The organism is Burkholderia sp. LA-2-3-30-S1-D2 (genome assembly GCF_001523915.2).
Classification (GTDB): Bacteria; Pseudomonadota; Gammaproteobacteria; order Burkholderiales; family Burkholderiaceae; genus Burkholderia; species Burkholderia diffusa.
The window spans coordinates 2,505,416-2,521,287 of the sequence record NZ_CP013383.1; the positions used below are offsets into that span (position 1 = coordinate 2,505,416).

General features: G+C 66.5%; 17 protein-coding genes. 8 read left to right on the top strand and 9 right to left on the bottom strand.

Annotated elements, in window-relative coordinates; genetic code table 11:
* Nucleotides 1–26: 26 nt before the first annotated feature.
* Nucleotides 27–617 carry a class I SAM-dependent methyltransferase gene (locus WS66_RS11540; RefSeq protein ID WP_059605078.1) on the bottom strand — a complete coding sequence of 197 codons (591 nt, stop codon included), beginning with the start codon at nucleotides 615–617 and terminating at the stop codon, nucleotides 27–29.
* 223 nt (nucleotides 618–840) lie between these two features.
* Nucleotides 841–1,824, bottom strand: a complete 984-nt coding sequence (locus WS66_RS11545) for an aldo/keto reductase (RefSeq protein ID WP_059605075.1) — start codon at nucleotides 1,822–1,824, stop codon at nucleotides 841–843.
* Between the two features lie 121 nt (nucleotides 1,825–1,945).
* On the opposite strand from WS66_RS11545, the gene WS66_RS11550 reads away from it, so the two are divergent.
* Nucleotides 1,946–2,863 carry a LysR family transcriptional regulator gene (locus WS66_RS11550; RefSeq protein WP_059605072.1) on the top strand — a complete coding sequence of 306 codons (918 nt, stop codon included), beginning with the start codon at nucleotides 1,946–1,948 and terminating at the stop codon, nucleotides 2,861–2,863.
* A 22-nt stretch (nucleotides 2,864–2,885) separates the two neighbouring features.
* Here the strand turns inward: WS66_RS11550 and poxB are convergent, their stop codons facing one another.
* The gene (gene poxB / locus WS66_RS11555) at nucleotides 2,886–4,607 is read right to left on the bottom strand and encodes a ubiquinone-dependent pyruvate dehydrogenase (RefSeq protein WP_059605211.1); all 1,722 of its coding nucleotides are present in this window, start codon (nucleotides 4,605–4,607) and stop codon (nucleotides 2,886–2,888) included.
* A 291-nt stretch (nucleotides 4,608–4,898) separates the two neighbouring features.
* Nucleotides 4,899–5,399: an Lrp/AsnC family transcriptional regulator gene (locus WS66_RS11560; protein ID WP_059605069.1), complete on the bottom strand. Its 501-nt coding sequence runs from the start codon at nucleotides 5,397–5,399 to the stop codon at nucleotides 4,899–4,901.
* Between the two features lie 191 nt (nucleotides 5,400–5,590).
* On the opposite strand from WS66_RS11560, the gene WS66_RS11565 reads away from it, so the two are divergent.
* Nucleotides 5,591–6,607 (top strand): 1-aminocyclopropane-1-carboxylate deaminase, encoded by a 1,017-nt coding sequence (locus WS66_RS11565; RefSeq protein ID WP_059605063.1) that lies wholly within the window; start codon nucleotides 5,591–5,593, stop codon nucleotides 6,605–6,607.
* Nucleotides 6,608–6,831: 224 nt separating this feature from the next.
* On the opposite strand, the gene WS66_RS11570 is transcribed toward WS66_RS11565, so the two are convergent.
* Entirely contained in the window at nucleotides 6,832–7,659 is an 828-nt protein-coding gene (locus tag WS66_RS11570) for a hypothetical protein (RefSeq protein ID WP_059605061.1), read from the bottom strand.
* A 120-nt stretch (nucleotides 7,660–7,779) separates the two neighbouring features.
* Complete coding sequence (locus WS66_RS11575) at nucleotides 7,780–8,370, bottom strand: tetratricopeptide repeat protein (RefSeq protein ID WP_059605056.1); 591 nt, start codon at nucleotides 8,368–8,370, stop codon at nucleotides 7,780–7,782.
* A gap of 352 nt (nucleotides 8,371–8,722) precedes the next feature.
* On the opposite strand from WS66_RS11575, the gene WS66_RS11580 reads away from it, so the two are divergent.
* Genes WS66_RS11580 through atsR form a run of 3 tightly spaced genes read left to right on the top strand, consistent with a single transcriptional unit; the run spans nucleotide 8,723 to nucleotide 11,971 of the window.
* Entirely contained in the window at nucleotides 8,723–9,601 is an 879-nt protein-coding gene (locus WS66_RS11580) for a response regulator (protein WP_059605053.1), read from the top strand.
* A gap of 48 nt (nucleotides 9,602–9,649) precedes the next feature.
* Nucleotides 9,650–10,150 (top strand): molybdopterin-dependent oxidoreductase, encoded by a 501-nt coding sequence (locus tag WS66_RS11585; RefSeq protein ID WP_059605050.1) that lies wholly within the window; start codon nucleotides 9,650–9,652, stop codon nucleotides 10,148–10,150.
* Nucleotides 10,151–10,159: 9 nt separating this feature from the next.
* A complete protein-coding gene (gene atsR / locus WS66_RS11590; RefSeq protein ID WP_059605047.1) occupies nucleotides 10,160–11,971 on the top strand; it encodes a hybrid sensor histidine kinase/response regulator AtsR in 1,812 nt (603 codons plus the stop codon).
* Between the two features lie 57 nt (nucleotides 11,972–12,028).
* Here the strand turns inward: atsR and WS66_RS11595 are convergent, their stop codons facing one another.
* The gene (locus WS66_RS11595; RefSeq protein WP_059605044.1) at nucleotides 12,029–12,448 is read right to left on the bottom strand and encodes a secondary thiamine-phosphate synthase enzyme YjbQ; all 420 of its coding nucleotides are present in this window, start codon (nucleotides 12,446–12,448) and stop codon (nucleotides 12,029–12,031) included.
* A gap of 10 nt (nucleotides 12,449–12,458) precedes the next feature.
* Complete coding sequence (locus WS66_RS11600) at nucleotides 12,459–12,785, bottom strand: thioredoxin family protein (protein ID WP_059605042.1); 327 nt, start codon at nucleotides 12,783–12,785, stop codon at nucleotides 12,459–12,461.
* A 204-nt stretch (nucleotides 12,786–12,989) separates the two neighbouring features.
* Here WS66_RS11600 and WS66_RS11605 point away from each other — a divergent pair, with 204 nt between their 5' ends.
* The 3 genes from WS66_RS11605 to WS66_RS11615 all read left to right on the top strand — a co-directional run bounded on the left by WS66_RS11605 (nucleotide 12,990) and on the right by WS66_RS11615 (nucleotide 14,982).
* Nucleotides 12,990–13,682 carry a flavin reductase family protein gene (locus WS66_RS11605; protein WP_059605040.1) on the top strand — a complete coding sequence of 231 codons (693 nt, stop codon included), beginning with the start codon at nucleotides 12,990–12,992 and terminating at the stop codon, nucleotides 13,680–13,682.
* A 44-nt stretch (nucleotides 13,683–13,726) separates the two neighbouring features.
* On the top strand, nucleotides 13,727–14,059 hold the full coding sequence (locus WS66_RS11610) for a DUF2322 family protein (protein WP_059605037.1): 333 nt from the start codon (nucleotides 13,727–13,729) through the stop codon (nucleotides 14,057–14,059).
* A 71-nt stretch (nucleotides 14,060–14,130) separates the two neighbouring features.
* A complete protein-coding gene (locus WS66_RS11615) occupies nucleotides 14,131–14,982 on the top strand; it encodes a hypothetical protein (RefSeq protein ID WP_059605034.1) in 852 nt (283 codons plus the stop codon).
* Between the two features lie 109 nt (nucleotides 14,983–15,091).
* Here the strand turns inward: WS66_RS11615 and WS66_RS11620 are convergent, their stop codons facing one another.
* Nucleotides 15,092–15,661 (bottom strand): hypothetical protein, encoded by a 570-nt coding sequence (locus WS66_RS11620; RefSeq protein WP_059605031.1) that lies wholly within the window; start codon nucleotides 15,659–15,661, stop codon nucleotides 15,092–15,094.
* Nucleotides 15,662–15,872: the final 211 nt, after the last annotated feature.

Below are 15,872 nucleotides of genomic sequence, written 5' to 3' on the forward strand. Positions count from 1 at the left end.
AAAGGAAGCGCGGCACGATGTGGGCATCACGCCGCCTGTCCGATCGCGGCCCGGCGCATCGTGACGATGCGCGCGGGCGGAATATTTGCCCACACGATCCGGCTGGCGTCGGCAACAAATGCCGGATCGCGCAGCGGGTGACGCTCGGGCACGCGCAAATCGTAGGTGAACTGGATCATCACGCCGTCGACTGACAGCACGCGCTCGCACTGCCCGACGATCGCCGTCACGTCCTGGCGCGGCAGCGTGCGCAGCGGCAAGCAGGACACGATCGCATCGACCGCCGCGTCGGACGGCAGCAGCCGCTCGAGCTGTCGCGCGTCGCCCGACACGATCGAGATACCGGGGAAGCGGCGTCGCAGGTGCTGCACGAACGCCGGCGACCGCTCGACCACGACGAGGCGCCGTGGCGCGACGCCGCGTTCGAGCAACGCGGCGGTGATCGCGCCGGTGCCGCCGCCGAGCTCGACGACGAGCCCGTCGCCGTCCGGCACGGCATCGGCCATCTCGCGCGCCAGATGCCGCGAACTCGGGCACAACGCGCCCACCGCGGCCGGGCGGCCGACCCACTCGCGCACGAACAGTGCCGAGACACGCAACGCGTTCGGCCAGATCATCGGCCAACCTTGCGCGGTTGCGCTTTCAGCTTCGACGTGCCAATGACTGCCTGCAACAGGGCTACGACGACACGGGGCTCTTTCACGTGCATCCTCCTGAACAAATCGGTCCGCCGCGCTCGCGCGGCGATCAATCGATTCTAGGAAATGCAAACTTAAGGCGACGTGAAGATTGTCCCTGATTGCGTCATCGATGCGGGCCGTGCAACCGACGGCTGCCCGATCAGCGGTCGACCCGCTGCTGAAGCTGCGCGGGATACCGCTCGCCGACGATCGTGATCTGGCGCAGCGCCGTCTCGATCGCCGACAGTTCGTCGGTCGTCAGCACCACCGCGGCCGCGCCCACGTTTTCGTCGAGCCGATGCAGCTTCGTCGTGCCCGGAATCGGCACGATCCACGACTTGCGGGCCAGCAGCCACGCCAGCGCGATCTGCGCGCGCGTCACGCCCTTGTCGGCCGCGATCCGGCCTAGCAGGTCGACGAGGCCTGCGTTGGCCCTGCGGTTTTCTTCCGAGAAGCGCGGCACGATATTGCGGAAGTCGGTCACATCGAACGTCGTGCTCGCATCGATCGCCCCCGTCAGGAAACCCTTGCCGAGCGGGCTGAACGCCACGAAGCCGATGCCGAGCTCCTCGAGCGTCGGCAGGATGCGCTCCTCCGGCTCGCGCCACCACAGCGAATATTCGCTTTGCAGCGCCGCGACGGGCTGCACCGCGTGCGCGCGGCGAATCGTCTGCTCACCGGCTTCCGATAGCCCGAAGTGCGCGACCTTGCCTTCGCCGATCAGATCCTTGACGGTGCCCGCGACGTCCTCGATCGGCACGTTCGGATCGACGCGATGCTGATAGAACAGATCGATGCGGTCGACCTTCAGCCGCTTGAGCGCTGCGTCGGCCACCGCGCGGATCTGCGACGGCCGGCTGTCGACGCCCTTCATCGGCTCGCCATTCTCGAAACCGAACTTGGTGGCGATCACGACCTGATCGCGAAACGGCGCCACCGCCTCGCCCACCAGTTCCTCGTTGACGAACGGGCCGTACGCTTCGGCCGTATCGAAGAAGGTCACGCCACGTTCGAACGCCGCGCGAATCAGCGCGACGCCGCTCGCCTTGTCGGTGGCCGGACCGTAGCCGTAACTCAATCCCATGCAGCCGAGCCCGATTGCCGAGACTTCGAGGCCGCTCTTTCCAAGCATGCGCTTTTGCATGACTTTCTCCTGCTGAAAGGTGAAGACGATTGACGGGATGCCCGAGGAAGCGAGTGTAGGTTGATGGATACGTCTCAACAATCGGCGTACCATTTCATGCATTATTGAGGGAATTTCATTAATGCTGCGCACCGGCCTCGGCGAACTCACGACCTTCATCACGATCGCGGAACAGCGCAGCTTCAGCGGCGCGGCCCGCATCCTCGGCGTGTCGCCGTCGGCGCTGAGCCACGCGATCCGTCATCTCGAGGCGCGGCTCGGCGTGCGCCTGTTCAACCGCACGACCCGCTCCGTCGCGCTGACCCAAGCCGGCGAACAGTTGCTGCTGCGCGTGCGGCCCGCCGTCGCCGATCTCGAGGACGCGATGAACGACGCCGCGACCGCCCGCAACCGGCCGTCCGGCCAGATCCGGATCAGCGCGTCGGAATCCGCGTCGCGCCCGCTGATCCGGCATGTGCTGCCCGGCTTCGTCGCGCGCTATCCGGACATCCACATGGAGTTCGTCGTCGATTCGCGGCTGATCGACATCGTCGAACACGGCTTCGACGCCGGCATCCGCGTGCGGGAGGACGTGCCGCGCGACATGATCGCCGTGCGGTTCGGCGACGCTGTCCGCTTCGTCGCGGTGGCGTCGCCCGACTACCTGGCGCGGCACCCCGCGCCGGACACACCGCAGGACCTCACGCGCCACCGGTGCATCCGGTTCCGCTTCGAAAGCGGCGCGCTCTATCGATGGGACCTGATGCGCGACGGGAAGCGCGTGAGCGTCGACGTCGACGGGCCGATGACGCTCGGTAACCTGAGCCTGATGGTCGACGCGGCGCTCGCCGGCATCGGCATCGCATGGGTCACGCACGCGCGGGTCGCCGAGCATCTGGCCGACGGCCGGCTCGTGCGCGTGTTGCCCGAATGGGCGCAGACGTTCGACAGCCTGTGCCTCTACTATCCGGCGAACCGGCATCCGCCGGCCGCCCTGCGGCTGTTCGTCGAAGCCGTGCGCGAATGGACGGCTGCCGGAGGTAACGCGTCGGACAACTGACGGTTCGCCCCGCTCCGCCACTTCACCGCAGGTTGGTCCTCGCCAGCTCGACGATCTCGTCGCCGCGCCCGCTCAGGATCGCGCGCAGCATGAACAGGCTGAAGCCCTTCGCATGCGCGAGCTCGATCTTCGGCGGCATCGCCAGTTCGTACTTCGACGTGACGACGTCGACGACCGCCGCCCCGTCATGCGCGAACGCCGCGCGCAATGCCTGCTCGACGTTCTCCGAATGTTCGACGCGCACGCTGAAGATGCCCGCGCCCTTCGCGATCGCCGCGAAGTCGGTCGGGCTCAGGTCGACGTTGGTGTCGAGATAGCCGGCCGCCTTCAGCTCCATCGACACGAAGCCGAGCAGGCTGTTGTTGTAGACGACGATCTTGATCGGCAGGTTGAGCTGGCGCGCGGTCAGCAGATCGCCGAGCAGCATCGACAGCCCGCCGTCGCCCGACAGCGACACGACCTGCCGCCCCGGATGCGCGCCCTGCGCGCCGAGCGCCTGCGGCATCGCGTTCGCCATCGAGCCGTGGTTGAAGGAGCCGTGCAGCTGGCGCTTGCCGTTCATCGTCAGGTAGCGCGCGGCCCATAGCGTCGGCGTGCCGACGTCGGCCGTGAAGATCGCGTCGTCGGCCGCGACGTCGTCGACGATCTTCGTCAGGTATTGCGGATGAATCGCGCGGCCCGGCGGCTCGGCCACCGCGAGATCGTCGAGCCCCTTGCGCGCGGCCGCGTAGTGCTTCAGCGCGTTCTCGAGGAAGCGCCGCTGCGTCTTGCGCGTGAGGCGCGGCAGCAGCGCCGTGATCGTTTCCTTCACGGTGCCGACGAGCCCCAACGCAAGCGGCGCGCGATGCCCGAGCTGCGAGCCTTTGCAGTCGATCTGCGCGATCTTCGCGTTGGTCGGGTAGAACGGCCGGTAAGGGAAGTCCGTGCCGAGCATCAGCAGCGTGTCGCACGATTCCATCGCGTGATAGCCCGAGCTGAAGCCGATCAACCCCGTCATCCCGACGTCGAACGGGTTGTCCCATTCGACGAACTGCTTGCCGCGCAGCGCATGCACGACCGGCGCGCCGAGCGTGTCGGCCAGCGCGACCACTTCGTCGTGCGCGCCCTGCGTGCCGCTGCCGCACAGCAGCGTGACCGCGTCCGACGCGTCGAGCAGCGCCGCGAGCCGGTCGAGATCGGCGTCGGCCGGCAGGATCGACGGCGGCGCCGAGCCGCTCCACGCGGGCGCTTCTTCCGGGCCGTCGCCGAGCGCGATGTCGCCCGGCAGCACGATCACCGCGACGCCGCGTTCCTCGATCGCGGTGCGCATCGCGCGCGCGAGCACGCGCGGGAACTGCGATGCGTTGGTCACGAGTTCCGCGAAATGACTGCACTCGCGGAACAGCTCCTGCGGATGGGTTTCCTGGAAGTAGCCGAGGCCGATCTCGGTCGACGGGATGTGCGCGGCGATGGCCAGCACCGGCTGGTGATTGCGATGGCAGTCGTAGAGGCCGTTGATCAGGTGCAGGTTGCCGGGGCCGCAGCTGCCCGCGCACACCGCCAGCCGGCCGGTCGACGCGGCATCGGCGCCGGCCGCGAACGCGGCGCTTTCCTCGTGCCGCGTATGCATCCAGCGGATCGAGCCGATCTGGCTCAGGCTGAACGACAGCCCGTTCAGGCTATCGCCCGTCACACCCCAGATCCGCTCGATGCCCGCTGCCGCCAGCGTCTTCGCCAGGTATTCCGCCATCGTCTGTCTAGCCATCATGCCCTCGCTGATTGATCGGTCGTTACACGATTGATCCGGCTACGGCAGCCGCCGTCGCCGCTGACGGGACGAGCATACGCGATCGTGCCGCGCGGCGTCGTGACGATGCGAGCGGCACGCGCGGCAACGCGGCGACGCAGCGACGCGGCGGCGGACGGGCGCGGCGACGCGGCAACGCAGAGCGCGGCACGCCAGTCGTTTTCTCGACGGAGCTGCCCTGCGATGCGGCGCGCTCCGCGGTCCGCATGCCGTCAACGCAGCCTGCGCGGCCGATCACATCGCGATGCGCTACACCGGCAGCGCATGCGTGGACAGAATCTCCTTGAGCACCATGAACGAACGTACCTGCCGCACACCGGGCAGGTACAGCAGTTGTTCCGCGTGCAAGCGGTTGAAGCTCTCGTTGTCGCGCGTGCGGACCAGCATGAAGTAGTCGAATTCGCCGGTTACCACGTGACATTCGACACACCCCGACACCTTCTGCGCGGCCTTCTCGAATTCGGCGAACGCCTCGGGCGTCGAACGATCGAGTACGAAGCCGATCACGACCAGCATCCCGGCACCCAGCGGCTTCGGGTCGAGCAGCGCGACGATGCCGCGAATCAGCCCCATCTCCTTCAACCGTTCGACGCGCCGCAGGCACGCCGGCGCGCTCAGCTTCACCTTCGCGGCGAGGCTTACGTTCGAGATCGACGCGTCCTGCTGCAACTGCCGCAGGATCGCGCGGTCGATGCGGTCGAGCACCGGCGCGGCGGCGGCCGGCAAGGCATTGCCACGATCTAATTTCATTGCGTTTCCTGTAATTTTTACGAACGAAAATTATCTATCTGATCCGCATCTCATCGACAACGTAGGCCCTCGTTATTAATTTCGCAAGCTCATTTCGCGCCGTCCTGCCTATCATTTTTCCATTGGGACACGGCGTGCCGGCCGCCCCCGTCCGATGCGAATTCCCGCCCACAGCCTTTCGGAGCTTGTCGATGAACCTGCAACGTTTCCCCCGCTATCCGCTCACGTTCGGCCCGACGCCGATCCAGCCGCTCAGGCGTCTGAGCGCGCACCTCGGCGGCAAGGTCGAGCTGTATGCGAAGCGCGAGGACTGCAACAGCGGCCTCGCTTTCGGCGGCAACAAAACGCGCAAGCTCGAATACCTCGTCCCCGACGCGCTCGCGCAAGGCGCCGACACGCTCGTGTCGATCGGCGGCGTTCAATCGAACCAGACACGCCAGGTCGCGGCCGTCGCCGCGCATCTCGGGATGAAGTGCGTGCTCGTGCAGGAGCACTGGGTCAACTACGAGGATCCGGTGTACGACCGCGTCGGGAACATCCAGCTGTCACGAATCATGGGCGCCGACGTGCGGCTCGTTGCCGACGGTTTCGACATCGGCATTCGCCGCAGCTGGGAAGAAGCGATGGAGAGCGTGCGGCAGGCGGGCGGCAAGCCGTATCCGATTCCGGCCGGGTGCTCCGAGCATCCGCTCGGCGGACTCGGGTTCGTCGGCTTCGCGGAAGAAGTGCGCGAGCAGGAAGCACAACTTGGCTTCAAGTTCGATTACATCGTGGTCTGCTCGGTCACGGGCAGCACGCAGGCGGGGATGGTCGTCGGCTTCGCGGCCGACGGACGCGCGGACCGCGTGATCGGCATCGACGCGTCGGCAACGCCCGAGCGCACGCATGAACAGATCACGCGCATCGCGCGGCACACGGCCGAGCTGGTCGGGCTGGGGCGCGATATCGAGGAGAAGGACGTGGTGCTCGACACGCGCTATGCCGGGCCGGAATACGGACTGCCGAACGATGGCACGCTGGAGGCGATTCGTCTGTGTGCGCGGCTGGAAGGCATGCTGACCGATCCCGTCTATGAAGGGAAATCGATGCACGGGATGATCGACCACGTGCGGCGCGGGGAATTCGAGCCGGGGTCGAAGGTGCTGTATGCGCACCTTGGCGGGGTGCCGGCGTTGAGTGCATATAGCGGGATTTTTCGGGAAGGTTGATCGCGCGATGCGGCACGCCGGCGAGGCGTGCGCGAAGTCGGCGCCGCCTCGCCGGTGTGCCGCCGCTTGCCGACTCCCACTGGACGGCCGCGTCGATCCGACCAGGCCGGCGTTCTCACGCGAGTGCCGCAGACGGGCACGCACGCCGCGAACGCCGCGATGCGCCGGATGCACCCAGTTCGACCCGTGCTGCACGTCAGGACATGCAGCGCCGGCCCGGAACGTCAGTTCACCTGCAATTGACCACCGCGGCCAAGGCCGCCCTTGACGTCCTGCGCCTTGTAGCTGCGCAGCGCGACGACCATCTTGTTCCACGCGTCGATAAACGCGACGACCGTCGCCTTGCCTTCCGGCGTCGTCGAGAAGCCGGCGAGACCGCCGCCCACGCCACCGCCCAGGCCGCCCAGCGCCGCGCCGTAGTTGGTCGCCGTCGAGCTGCCTTCCGACGCCGCGATCTGCACGGCCGAGCGCACGTCGAACAGCGTCAGCGTCACGACCGACGCCTTCGTCTGCAGATGCCCGGCCACCGCCGCGATCGCGCTGTTGCCGATCAGCCCGCCGATCATGCTGCCGATGCCGCCGATCGGCGAATCGTTGATCACGATCTGCGGCTCCATGTAGTAGTCGGCCGCGACGCGCTGGCCCTTGTGCTGCTTCGAACCCGCACGGTATTCGCCCGAGTTGCGCTGCAGCTGCGTGATGCGCGACAGGCGCGCATCGCTCTTCTGGTTGCCGATCGACGTGATCACGAAGCAGTTCGACTGCTGGACGGCCAGGCGCAACAGCGGGTCGATGCTCGTCACCTTGGTCGCGCTGCCGAACGGGCCCCACCAGTCGGCATTGCGGCCGTCGTCGACCGCGATCGTGCCGAGCGGCGACGCGCAGCGCTGCAGTTGCGAATCCGCACCGGCGCTCGCGCCGCCCGCGGCAGCGCCCGTGACGCCGGCGTTCTGGCCGCCGGGCGTCACCATGCCGCCGCAGCCGGCGACGGACGCGCAAAGCGCTGCAACCAGCGCACCTTGAGTGAGACGTTGGGAAAGGATGGTCTTCATGTCGTTGTCGATCGATAGAGTCGTTGTTCGGCTTATGTGTTCGTGCGAACTTTGATAAGCCCCCCGGCGTGGCGCGCGATGGTGGTCTCCCCGCAGCCGCCTCCGTTGCTTTCGGCCCGGTCAGTAGTACCAGTACGTCTGATGCCAGACGCCGTAGTACGGATAGCCCGAGTACCAGTAGCCGTAATAGACGTCACGCCATTGCGTGCGCCATTTCCAGTCGTCCTCGTCTTCTTTCTTCGCCTTGCGCGCGAGCTCGAGCAGCTTTTTCGATTCCTTGTCGCCGCGGCCCGCGGCGATCGACAGCCACTTGTCCGCTTCGCGCGGATCGGAGCCCATCTCCTCGAGGCCGAACAGGTAGAAACTGCCGAGCGCCTTCTGCGCGTTCAGGTCGCCGCGCTCGGCGGCATCGCGCATCCACTTGAGTGCCTGGTAGCTGTCCTGGCGCACGCCATCGCCGCGGAAATAACGCAGGCCGAGGTCATAGGCGGCCTTCGGCTGCGTCTTCGCGGCCTGCTTCAACGAAACGATGCGCGGATCCTCGCGATCGTCGGAATCGTCCCTTTTTTGATAGGAGACCTGATCTTTAGGGCGATAGGAACACCCCGTGTCATCGCAGATCCGCACCGTGTTGCCGGTGACGGACGCATCCTGCGCGCACGCGGCCAACAGCAACAACAGCAGCCCCGGTGCCAGAAAACGGCGAACCATTTTTACTTTTCCCTCGATTTATTTGCGCCGCACTGCTTCGCGCTATCTCACCCCGCGAGCGCGTACCCGGCTCGCGCGCGGCGGGGCGAATACAATTCACCCACGCCGACACGCGGTCCAAGGCTCTCTCAGGCTCTCTTCGTATCGTTCAGTCACGCGTTGGCTGCCGCTTTTCGCTGGGCCGATCGTTGTCGACACCGGCGCCCAACCTGACGCGGCAAACAATAGTGACGTGGTGAGCAATAATAATGGAGAAAAATGGCATGTCAAGGTGATTCGCGATTTCAAAGTTTGCGTATCGCGTCACTTTTGAATATGCTCTTCGTCGCTAAAACCAGGAGACCCCGTCGAGATGTCCAATAGCGAGCAGGCCAATGCCGATCTCATTACCGCAACCAAGGTGCGCGATCTGCTGACGCGCAACGGGATTCCGCCGCGCAGTCACAACACGACGATCGCGAACGTGCTGGGCCTCAGTTTCTCGGTCGTCACGCGCAAGATGAAAGGCCTGATCCCGTGGAACCTGTCGCAGTTGCAGGACATCGCGACGCACTTCGGCGTGCCGCCCGCGATCCTGCTCGACGACAAGGGCACACAGCCGGCCGCCGCCGAGATGATCGACGCGACGCTCGTGATCGAGTCGCGCCGTTTCCGCTGCCGCGCGGCGATCTCGGCGAAGGCCAGCAGTCAGGCCGAAACGGATTTCGTCGCGTTGCAGTGGCAGGGCGAATGGATCGTCACCGAACGCCAGCACGCGCGCGAAGGCCGCCTCTATCCGGTCGACGTCATCGAACTGCGCTCGAGCCAGCCGACCGTGTACGCGGCGCGGATCGCGGTGGTCGACGATTCGCAGGACGTCGCCGAGACCGTGTGCGAATACTTCATCGAAAAAGGCGTGAACGCGATTCCGTACCATGACGGCGCGTCGTTCCGCAAGGCGCTGGAAGTCGAGGATTTCGACGGCTACATCCTCGACTGGATGCTCGGCGACCAGACGGCCGCCGAGCTCGTGCGCGGCATCCGCTCGAGCGAGAACGGCGGCGCGCCGATCTTCCTGCTGACCGGCAAGATCTCCACCGGCGAAGCGAGCGAGGACGAGATCGCGCACATCGTGTCGCACTACAACGCGCGCTGCGAGGAAAAGCCGGTGCGCCTGCCGATCCTGTTCGCCGAAGTCGCGCGCGAACTGAAGATCACGCAGCCGGTGGCCACGGCCGCCGCCGCGAGCTGAGACCACGACGAGAACCGGCCACCACACGAACACGAAAAAGGGAAACACATGCGAATTTCGACCCTCTGGATCAAGACCCTGATCACGGCCGGCCTGCTCGGCATGGCCGCAGCGAGCTGGGCCGCGTCGTTCACGTTCACCGTCGACGGCAAGATCGGCCGCAGCAACCAGCCCGGCAAGACGACGTTCGTCTTTACCGAGCAGGCGCTGATGGCACTGCCGCAGCACACGATCGTCACGTCGACGAGCTGGACACCGAAAGCGACCTTCACCGGCCCGCGCCTGTCCGACGTGCTGAAGACCGTCGACGCGCACGGCACGCAGATCGAGTTCCGCTGCATCGACGAATACACGTTCACGATCCCCGTGTCGGACGCCGACAAGTACGGCGTGATCCTCGCACGCACGATGAACGGCAAGGTGCTCGGCAACGACAACTACGGCCCGCTGTGGATCATGTATCCGCGCGACCAGTATCCCGACGAGCTGAAGACGCCGCTCGGCGAAGCCAAGTTCGCATGGCAGATCATCGGCCTGACCGTGAAGTAAACGCGCGACATGATGCGCGGGCGGTGGAAGAACAGAAAGATCATCCTCATCCTGGGATCGTTGTGGATCCTGGGATTCGCCGCATGGGCATTCCTGCTGTGGGACCTGCTCGCGACCTCGGTCAACGAGGGCGTGCTGGAAGGACCGCGCGAAGGCGTGTTCTGGACGGCCGCGCAATACCGGAACGCCTACACGCGCTTCGACCGCCAGCTGATCCTCTACTCGACGCACGTGGACGACGACTTCGACCACGTGCAGATCCAGCTCGACAGCCTGTCGGTGTCGTTCGGGTTCCTGCAGCGGCCGTCTGAAGTGTCCGAATACTGGCTGCGCATCCCGCGCGCGCGCGCGGAAATCGCGGTGCTCGGCGCATTCATGGCGCGCCTGAAGCACGACGTGCCGCTGCTGCGCGACGCACCGAACGTTGCGCCGCACGTGATCGACGACGTCAACGCGTACTGGCCGAAGGTCAACGGCCTTGCGAACTACTTCCGCGCGATCGAGATGGCGCAGCGCGATTTCACGTTCCATCAGCTGAAGGAAAAGCAGCGGGCGATCGTGTCGCTCGGCATCATCCTCGGCGTGATCCTGTGCGCGCTGTTCCTGCTGCTGTTCTATACGATGCGCACGCGCGACGCCCTGCTCGAACGACAGGACGCCGCGCTCGATGCGGAGCGCAAGGCATCCGATCGCGCGTTCGAGATGATCGAGGCGAAGAACGCGTTCCTCGGAATGGTCAGCCATGAACTGCGCACGCCGCTGCAGGCGATCTGCGGTTCGATCGAGATCCTGCTCGCGCGGCCGCAGTCCGACGCCAACCTGAAGACGATCCGGCGGCTGCAGAATTCCGCGTCGTCGCTCGAAGCGCTGGTCAAGGACCTCACCGATTACATCAAGCTGCGCTCGACCAAGCGCCTCGCCGAAACCGAAACGGTCGGCATGGCGTCGCTGCTCGCCGAGGTGCTCGATCCGCTGCGCGCGAAGATCGCGACCAAGCGGATCGCCGTCGCGCAGCGCGTCGAGCCGCACGACCTCGCGATCCGCTCCGATCGCAAGCTGTTGCGTCAGGTGCTGTCGAACCTGATCGAGAATTCGGTGAAATACACCGTCGGCGGATCGATCGACGTATCGATCATGCTCGTCGACGCGCCGGCCGGCCGGCAACTGAAACTCGCCGTGCGGGACACGGGCGCCGGTATCGCGAAGCAGCATCTGTCGAAGATCTTCGAGCCGTTCTACCGCGCGAACGACGCGGTCGGCCTGCATGTGGACGGAATCGGGATGGGGCTCGCGGTCGTGCGCGAGATCGTGACGACGCTGCGCGGCCACGTGGACGTGCGCAGCGTCGTCGGCGAAGGCAGCGAGTTCGTCGTGACGCTGCCGGCCGAGGTGCCGGATGCCGGCGAAACGACCGGCGACGCACCCGCGTGGCCGGCCGCCGCCGCGCATCGCAACCGCCGCGCGCTCGTGGTCGACGACAACGACAACGCGCGCGAAACGCTCGGCGCGATGCTCTCGGCGCTCGGCCTCGACGTCGACCTGTGCGGCACCGGGCAGGAAGGCATCGCCCGTTTCGGCGAGATGCATTACGACCTCGTCGTGCTCGATCTCGAACTGCCGGACGTGAGTGGCTTCGAAGTCGCGCGCCGCATCCGGATGGTCGCGCAACCGGACGACGACGGAAAGTTTCCGTCGATTCTCGGTGTCAGCGCATACGAATCGACCGCGCTGCGCGAGAACCAGCGGGTGTTCGACGCATTCCTGCCGAAGCCCGTTCACCTGCGCGAACTTGGCGCGCTCCTCGAGAAGCTGCTCGGCTGAGCGTGGCCGCGGTGCGTGACGGGCAGGCCTTCCAGCGGCCCGTTGCGCGTTTCCCGCTTACTCGCCGATCAAATGCAGCACGATGTCACGCCGATGCGCGGCGCGACGATGCTCGAACAGATAGATGCCCTGCCACGTGCCGAGCACCATGCGTCCGTGCTCGACCGGGATCGACAGCTGCACTTGCGTAAGCGCCGTGCGCAGATGGGCGGGCATGTCGTCGGGGCCTTCCGTGTCGTGCTCGTAGCGCGTGTCGTCTTCGGGTGCGAGCGTCGCGAAGTAACGTTCGAGATCGCGCTGCACGGACGGATCCGCGTTCTCCTGGATCAGCAGCGACGCGGACGTATGGCGGCAGAACACGGTCAGCAGCCCGGTGCGGATGGCCTGCTGATCGACGAATGCGCGCACTTGCGGCGTGAACTCGACGAGGCCGCTGCCGCGCGCGTCGACACCGATATGCGTGATGGCCTGTTGCATGACGACGACCTCAGTCGAGCGCGGCGAAGCCGTCGGCCTCGATCTGCCTGGCATCGGCGGGGCGCACGACGCGCGCGACTTCGACCCCGTCGCGCAGGAATACCAGCGTCGGCCACAGCTTCACGCCGAACGAACGGCCGAGCGGCCGACCCGGGCCATCCTCGATCTTCAGGTGCCGCACGGCCGGATGCGCGGAGAACGACGCGACGATCGCAGGCTGCGCGCCCGCGCAGATTCCGCACCAGTTCGCGCCGAATTCGATGACGGTCGCACCGGCCAGTGCGTCGACTTCCGCGCGCGTCGGCGCGTTGGCGGTGTAGCGTTGCTCGATGTCCATCGGGCCCTCGTGTGCAATTGCGGAACGTGGCCGCGGCGCGCCGGCGTGGGCGGCACATGCGACCTTCGATTTCCTACTCTAGCGGAAAAGCACGCGCGATGCCGAGGGCGCCCGCACCGTGCGAATGACATGACAAGAATCGGAGCGCCGCGCGGCGGCGACGCGATCAGCATGCGAACTGATCCCGTCAACGAAGGACCGACCATGAACGCTGCGCATCGCATCACTGAACCGAACATCCTCTATTTCGGCACGCCCGTCGTGCTGATCAGCACGCTGAATCCGGACGGCACGGCCAATCTTGCGCCGATGTCGTCCGCGTTCTGGCTCGGCTGGCGCTGCATGCTCGGGCTCGCCGCCAGCTCGCAGACCACGCACAACCTGATGCGCACCGGCGAATGCGTGCTGAACCTGCCGTCGGCGGCGCAGGCGCAGGCCGTCGACCGCATCGCGCGCACGACGGGCACGCATCCGGTGCCCGAGTCGAAGCAGGCGCGCGGCTACGTGTACGAACCGGACAAGTTCGGCACCGCCGGGCTCACCGAAACGGCCTCGCAGACCATCGCACCGCCGCGCGCGCTCGAATGTCCGGTGCATCTGGAAGCGGTGGTCGCCGCCACGCACGGCATCGGCGACGAAGCGCCCGACCTGCGCGGCCATATCCGCGTGTTCGAGGTGCGCATCCAGCGCGTGCACGTACATCCCGACCTGCTGATGGACGGTCATCCGGACCGCATCGATCCGGACAAATGGTCGCCGCTGATCATGAGTTTTCAGAAGTTCTATGGCCTCGCGCCGCATCAGGTGCATGCGTCACGGCTCGCCGAGATTCCGGAGCGCGCCTATCGCAGCCCCGACATCGACCGCGCGCGCGAAGCGGGCATGTCGATCGGATAAGATACTGGCCGATCGACCCATGACCGAACCGACGGAGTGTTTCAGTGATTCAACCGACCCAAGTATTCAAGGACAACCTCGCGCAACTGCCGGCCATCGAAGGTGTCGCGCGCATCGATCTCGTCGGCGCGAACGGCGACGTGGTCGCCAGCATCGAGAATCAGCCGGGCAAGCAGGGCTCGCTCGCGGTGTACAACTACCTGAAGCAGGCATTCGGCACGCTCGACGCGAAGGCCGCCGAGCACGGCCTCGCCGTGTTCGCGGAGCACACCGCCGACGCGCGTAACCGCCCGGGCGCACACCCGAACGTCGATCGTCTGCTGGCGATCGTCGACGGCGGCGAGGCGCTGCGGATCGACGTGGTCGCGAAGGCTTGAATGCCCGGCGACGGGCACGCACGCAAACGGTCGATGCCCGTTCTTTCCCGAAGACCCTCCACATCCGTCGCATGACTGTCCAGCCGATTGCCCGTCGGGTCGCATCGATCGCCGCCCTTGCGTGTGTCGCGCTCGGCGGCGCGGCGTCCGCCGAGACGCTGCGCACGGCTTCCGATATCGCCGGCGCGTCCCTGGTTCCGCTCGGCGCGCTGCCGCACTCGCCGGAGAACGGCACGCTCGACGCGTTCTGTGCGCAATATCGTGCGAAGACCGCAACCGCGGCCGGCCGCGACGTAGCGAAGCTCGGCTGGATCGTGACGTCGGAAGCGCCCCTCGGCCGCTACACGGTCGTCACGTTCGCGAGCGGTTTCAAGCCGGGCACAAGCGCGATCTGTTACGCGCGCAACGCAAACGTCGGCGTCTTCGACGGCACGACGCTCGTCGCGCTCGGCTATACGGCACGCTCGGCCGGCTGGCAGCTCGGCTCGGTGGAGATGCTGGAAAGCGGCGCGCTGCTCGTCTGGGGTGGCGATGGCCCGTCGGCGCCCGTCGGCGAGTTGCGCGAAGCGCATGGCGGCTTGCGGCTGACCGCGGTCGCCGCCGAACGCACGTACTGCCACGGCCGTGCAGTCGTGCCCAACGTGTACGGCAAGCCACTCGACGCGGCGCGCAGGATCCTGATCTCGCGTGGCTGGCAGCCGCTGCGTCCGCGCGAGAAGCCGGACCCGCTGGACGGCGCGGCCACGCTCGCGAAGCACGGGATCATCGAAGCCGAAGCGTGCTCGGGCACCGGCATGGGGTATTGCGCGCTGCGGTATCGGAGCGCGGCCGGCGTGCTCGGTGTGACGACGGCCGGCGGCGAGCCGGACACGCCGTCGGCGAATACCGTGATCGATTATCAGGTGGCTTGCAGGAAACAGTGATCGGCGCGGTGGCGTTCGCTTGATTCATCGCTCCCGGCCGCCCGTCGCTCGGGCGGCCCGCGCGTCACCAGCGTTGTTCAAAACCCGGACGATGCCGCGTCGGCAATCGTCAGCGATTCGCGCCGAGCGCCACGCGCAGCCGCTCCATCAGCCGCGTGTAGTGCCGCACCACATCGGCCTTGTCCGTCACGTTCGCGGTCGAGAACCGCTCGGACCACGCGGCCTTCCACTCATATGTGCCGTGCACGCTGCGGTCGCCGTCCGGCGACTGGATCAGCGAGCGAATCCGCGCGTCGCGCCCCGGCCCCGTATGCATCTCGAACAACGCGTGGATGAACGTGTGATACGCGTCGTACACGTCGTCGTCGAACAGGTAGCGGTAGATGTGAAACGTGCGGTCGAGTTCGCGCTTCCCGCGGATCACGTCGTCCGGCGAGATGTCTTTCCAGTAGCCGATCCACGTATAGAAGCACAGCAGCGCATTGAGCTGCGGCGCGACCGTGTCGTACAGCGTGAGCCGCTTCTCGATCAGCCGCTGGTTGGTCCACTGCACGAGCTCGAGCCGCTTCAGCCGGCGCGCGACGAGCCAGCCGAGACACGCGACCGACAACGGCGTCAGCACGCCGAGCACGAGCTTGACGATTTCCAGCGAATTCCACGGATTGTTGAATGGCTGCATGAATGGCCCGACAAGAAGGACGCACCGCCCGGCGGATCGCATCGCGCATCGCGCTGCGCGCGTATTCGTCGATCGCTTCGCGGTTGACCGTTAGTTGCTTGCGCATCGAAGTCGCACCGTGATGCAGCCGGCGCGCGGCGAGGCGGCTCGTCCCCCAGTGTATCGGCCAAATGTCACCGGCCGGTGACGATTCGCCGAATCGTCGTCATGC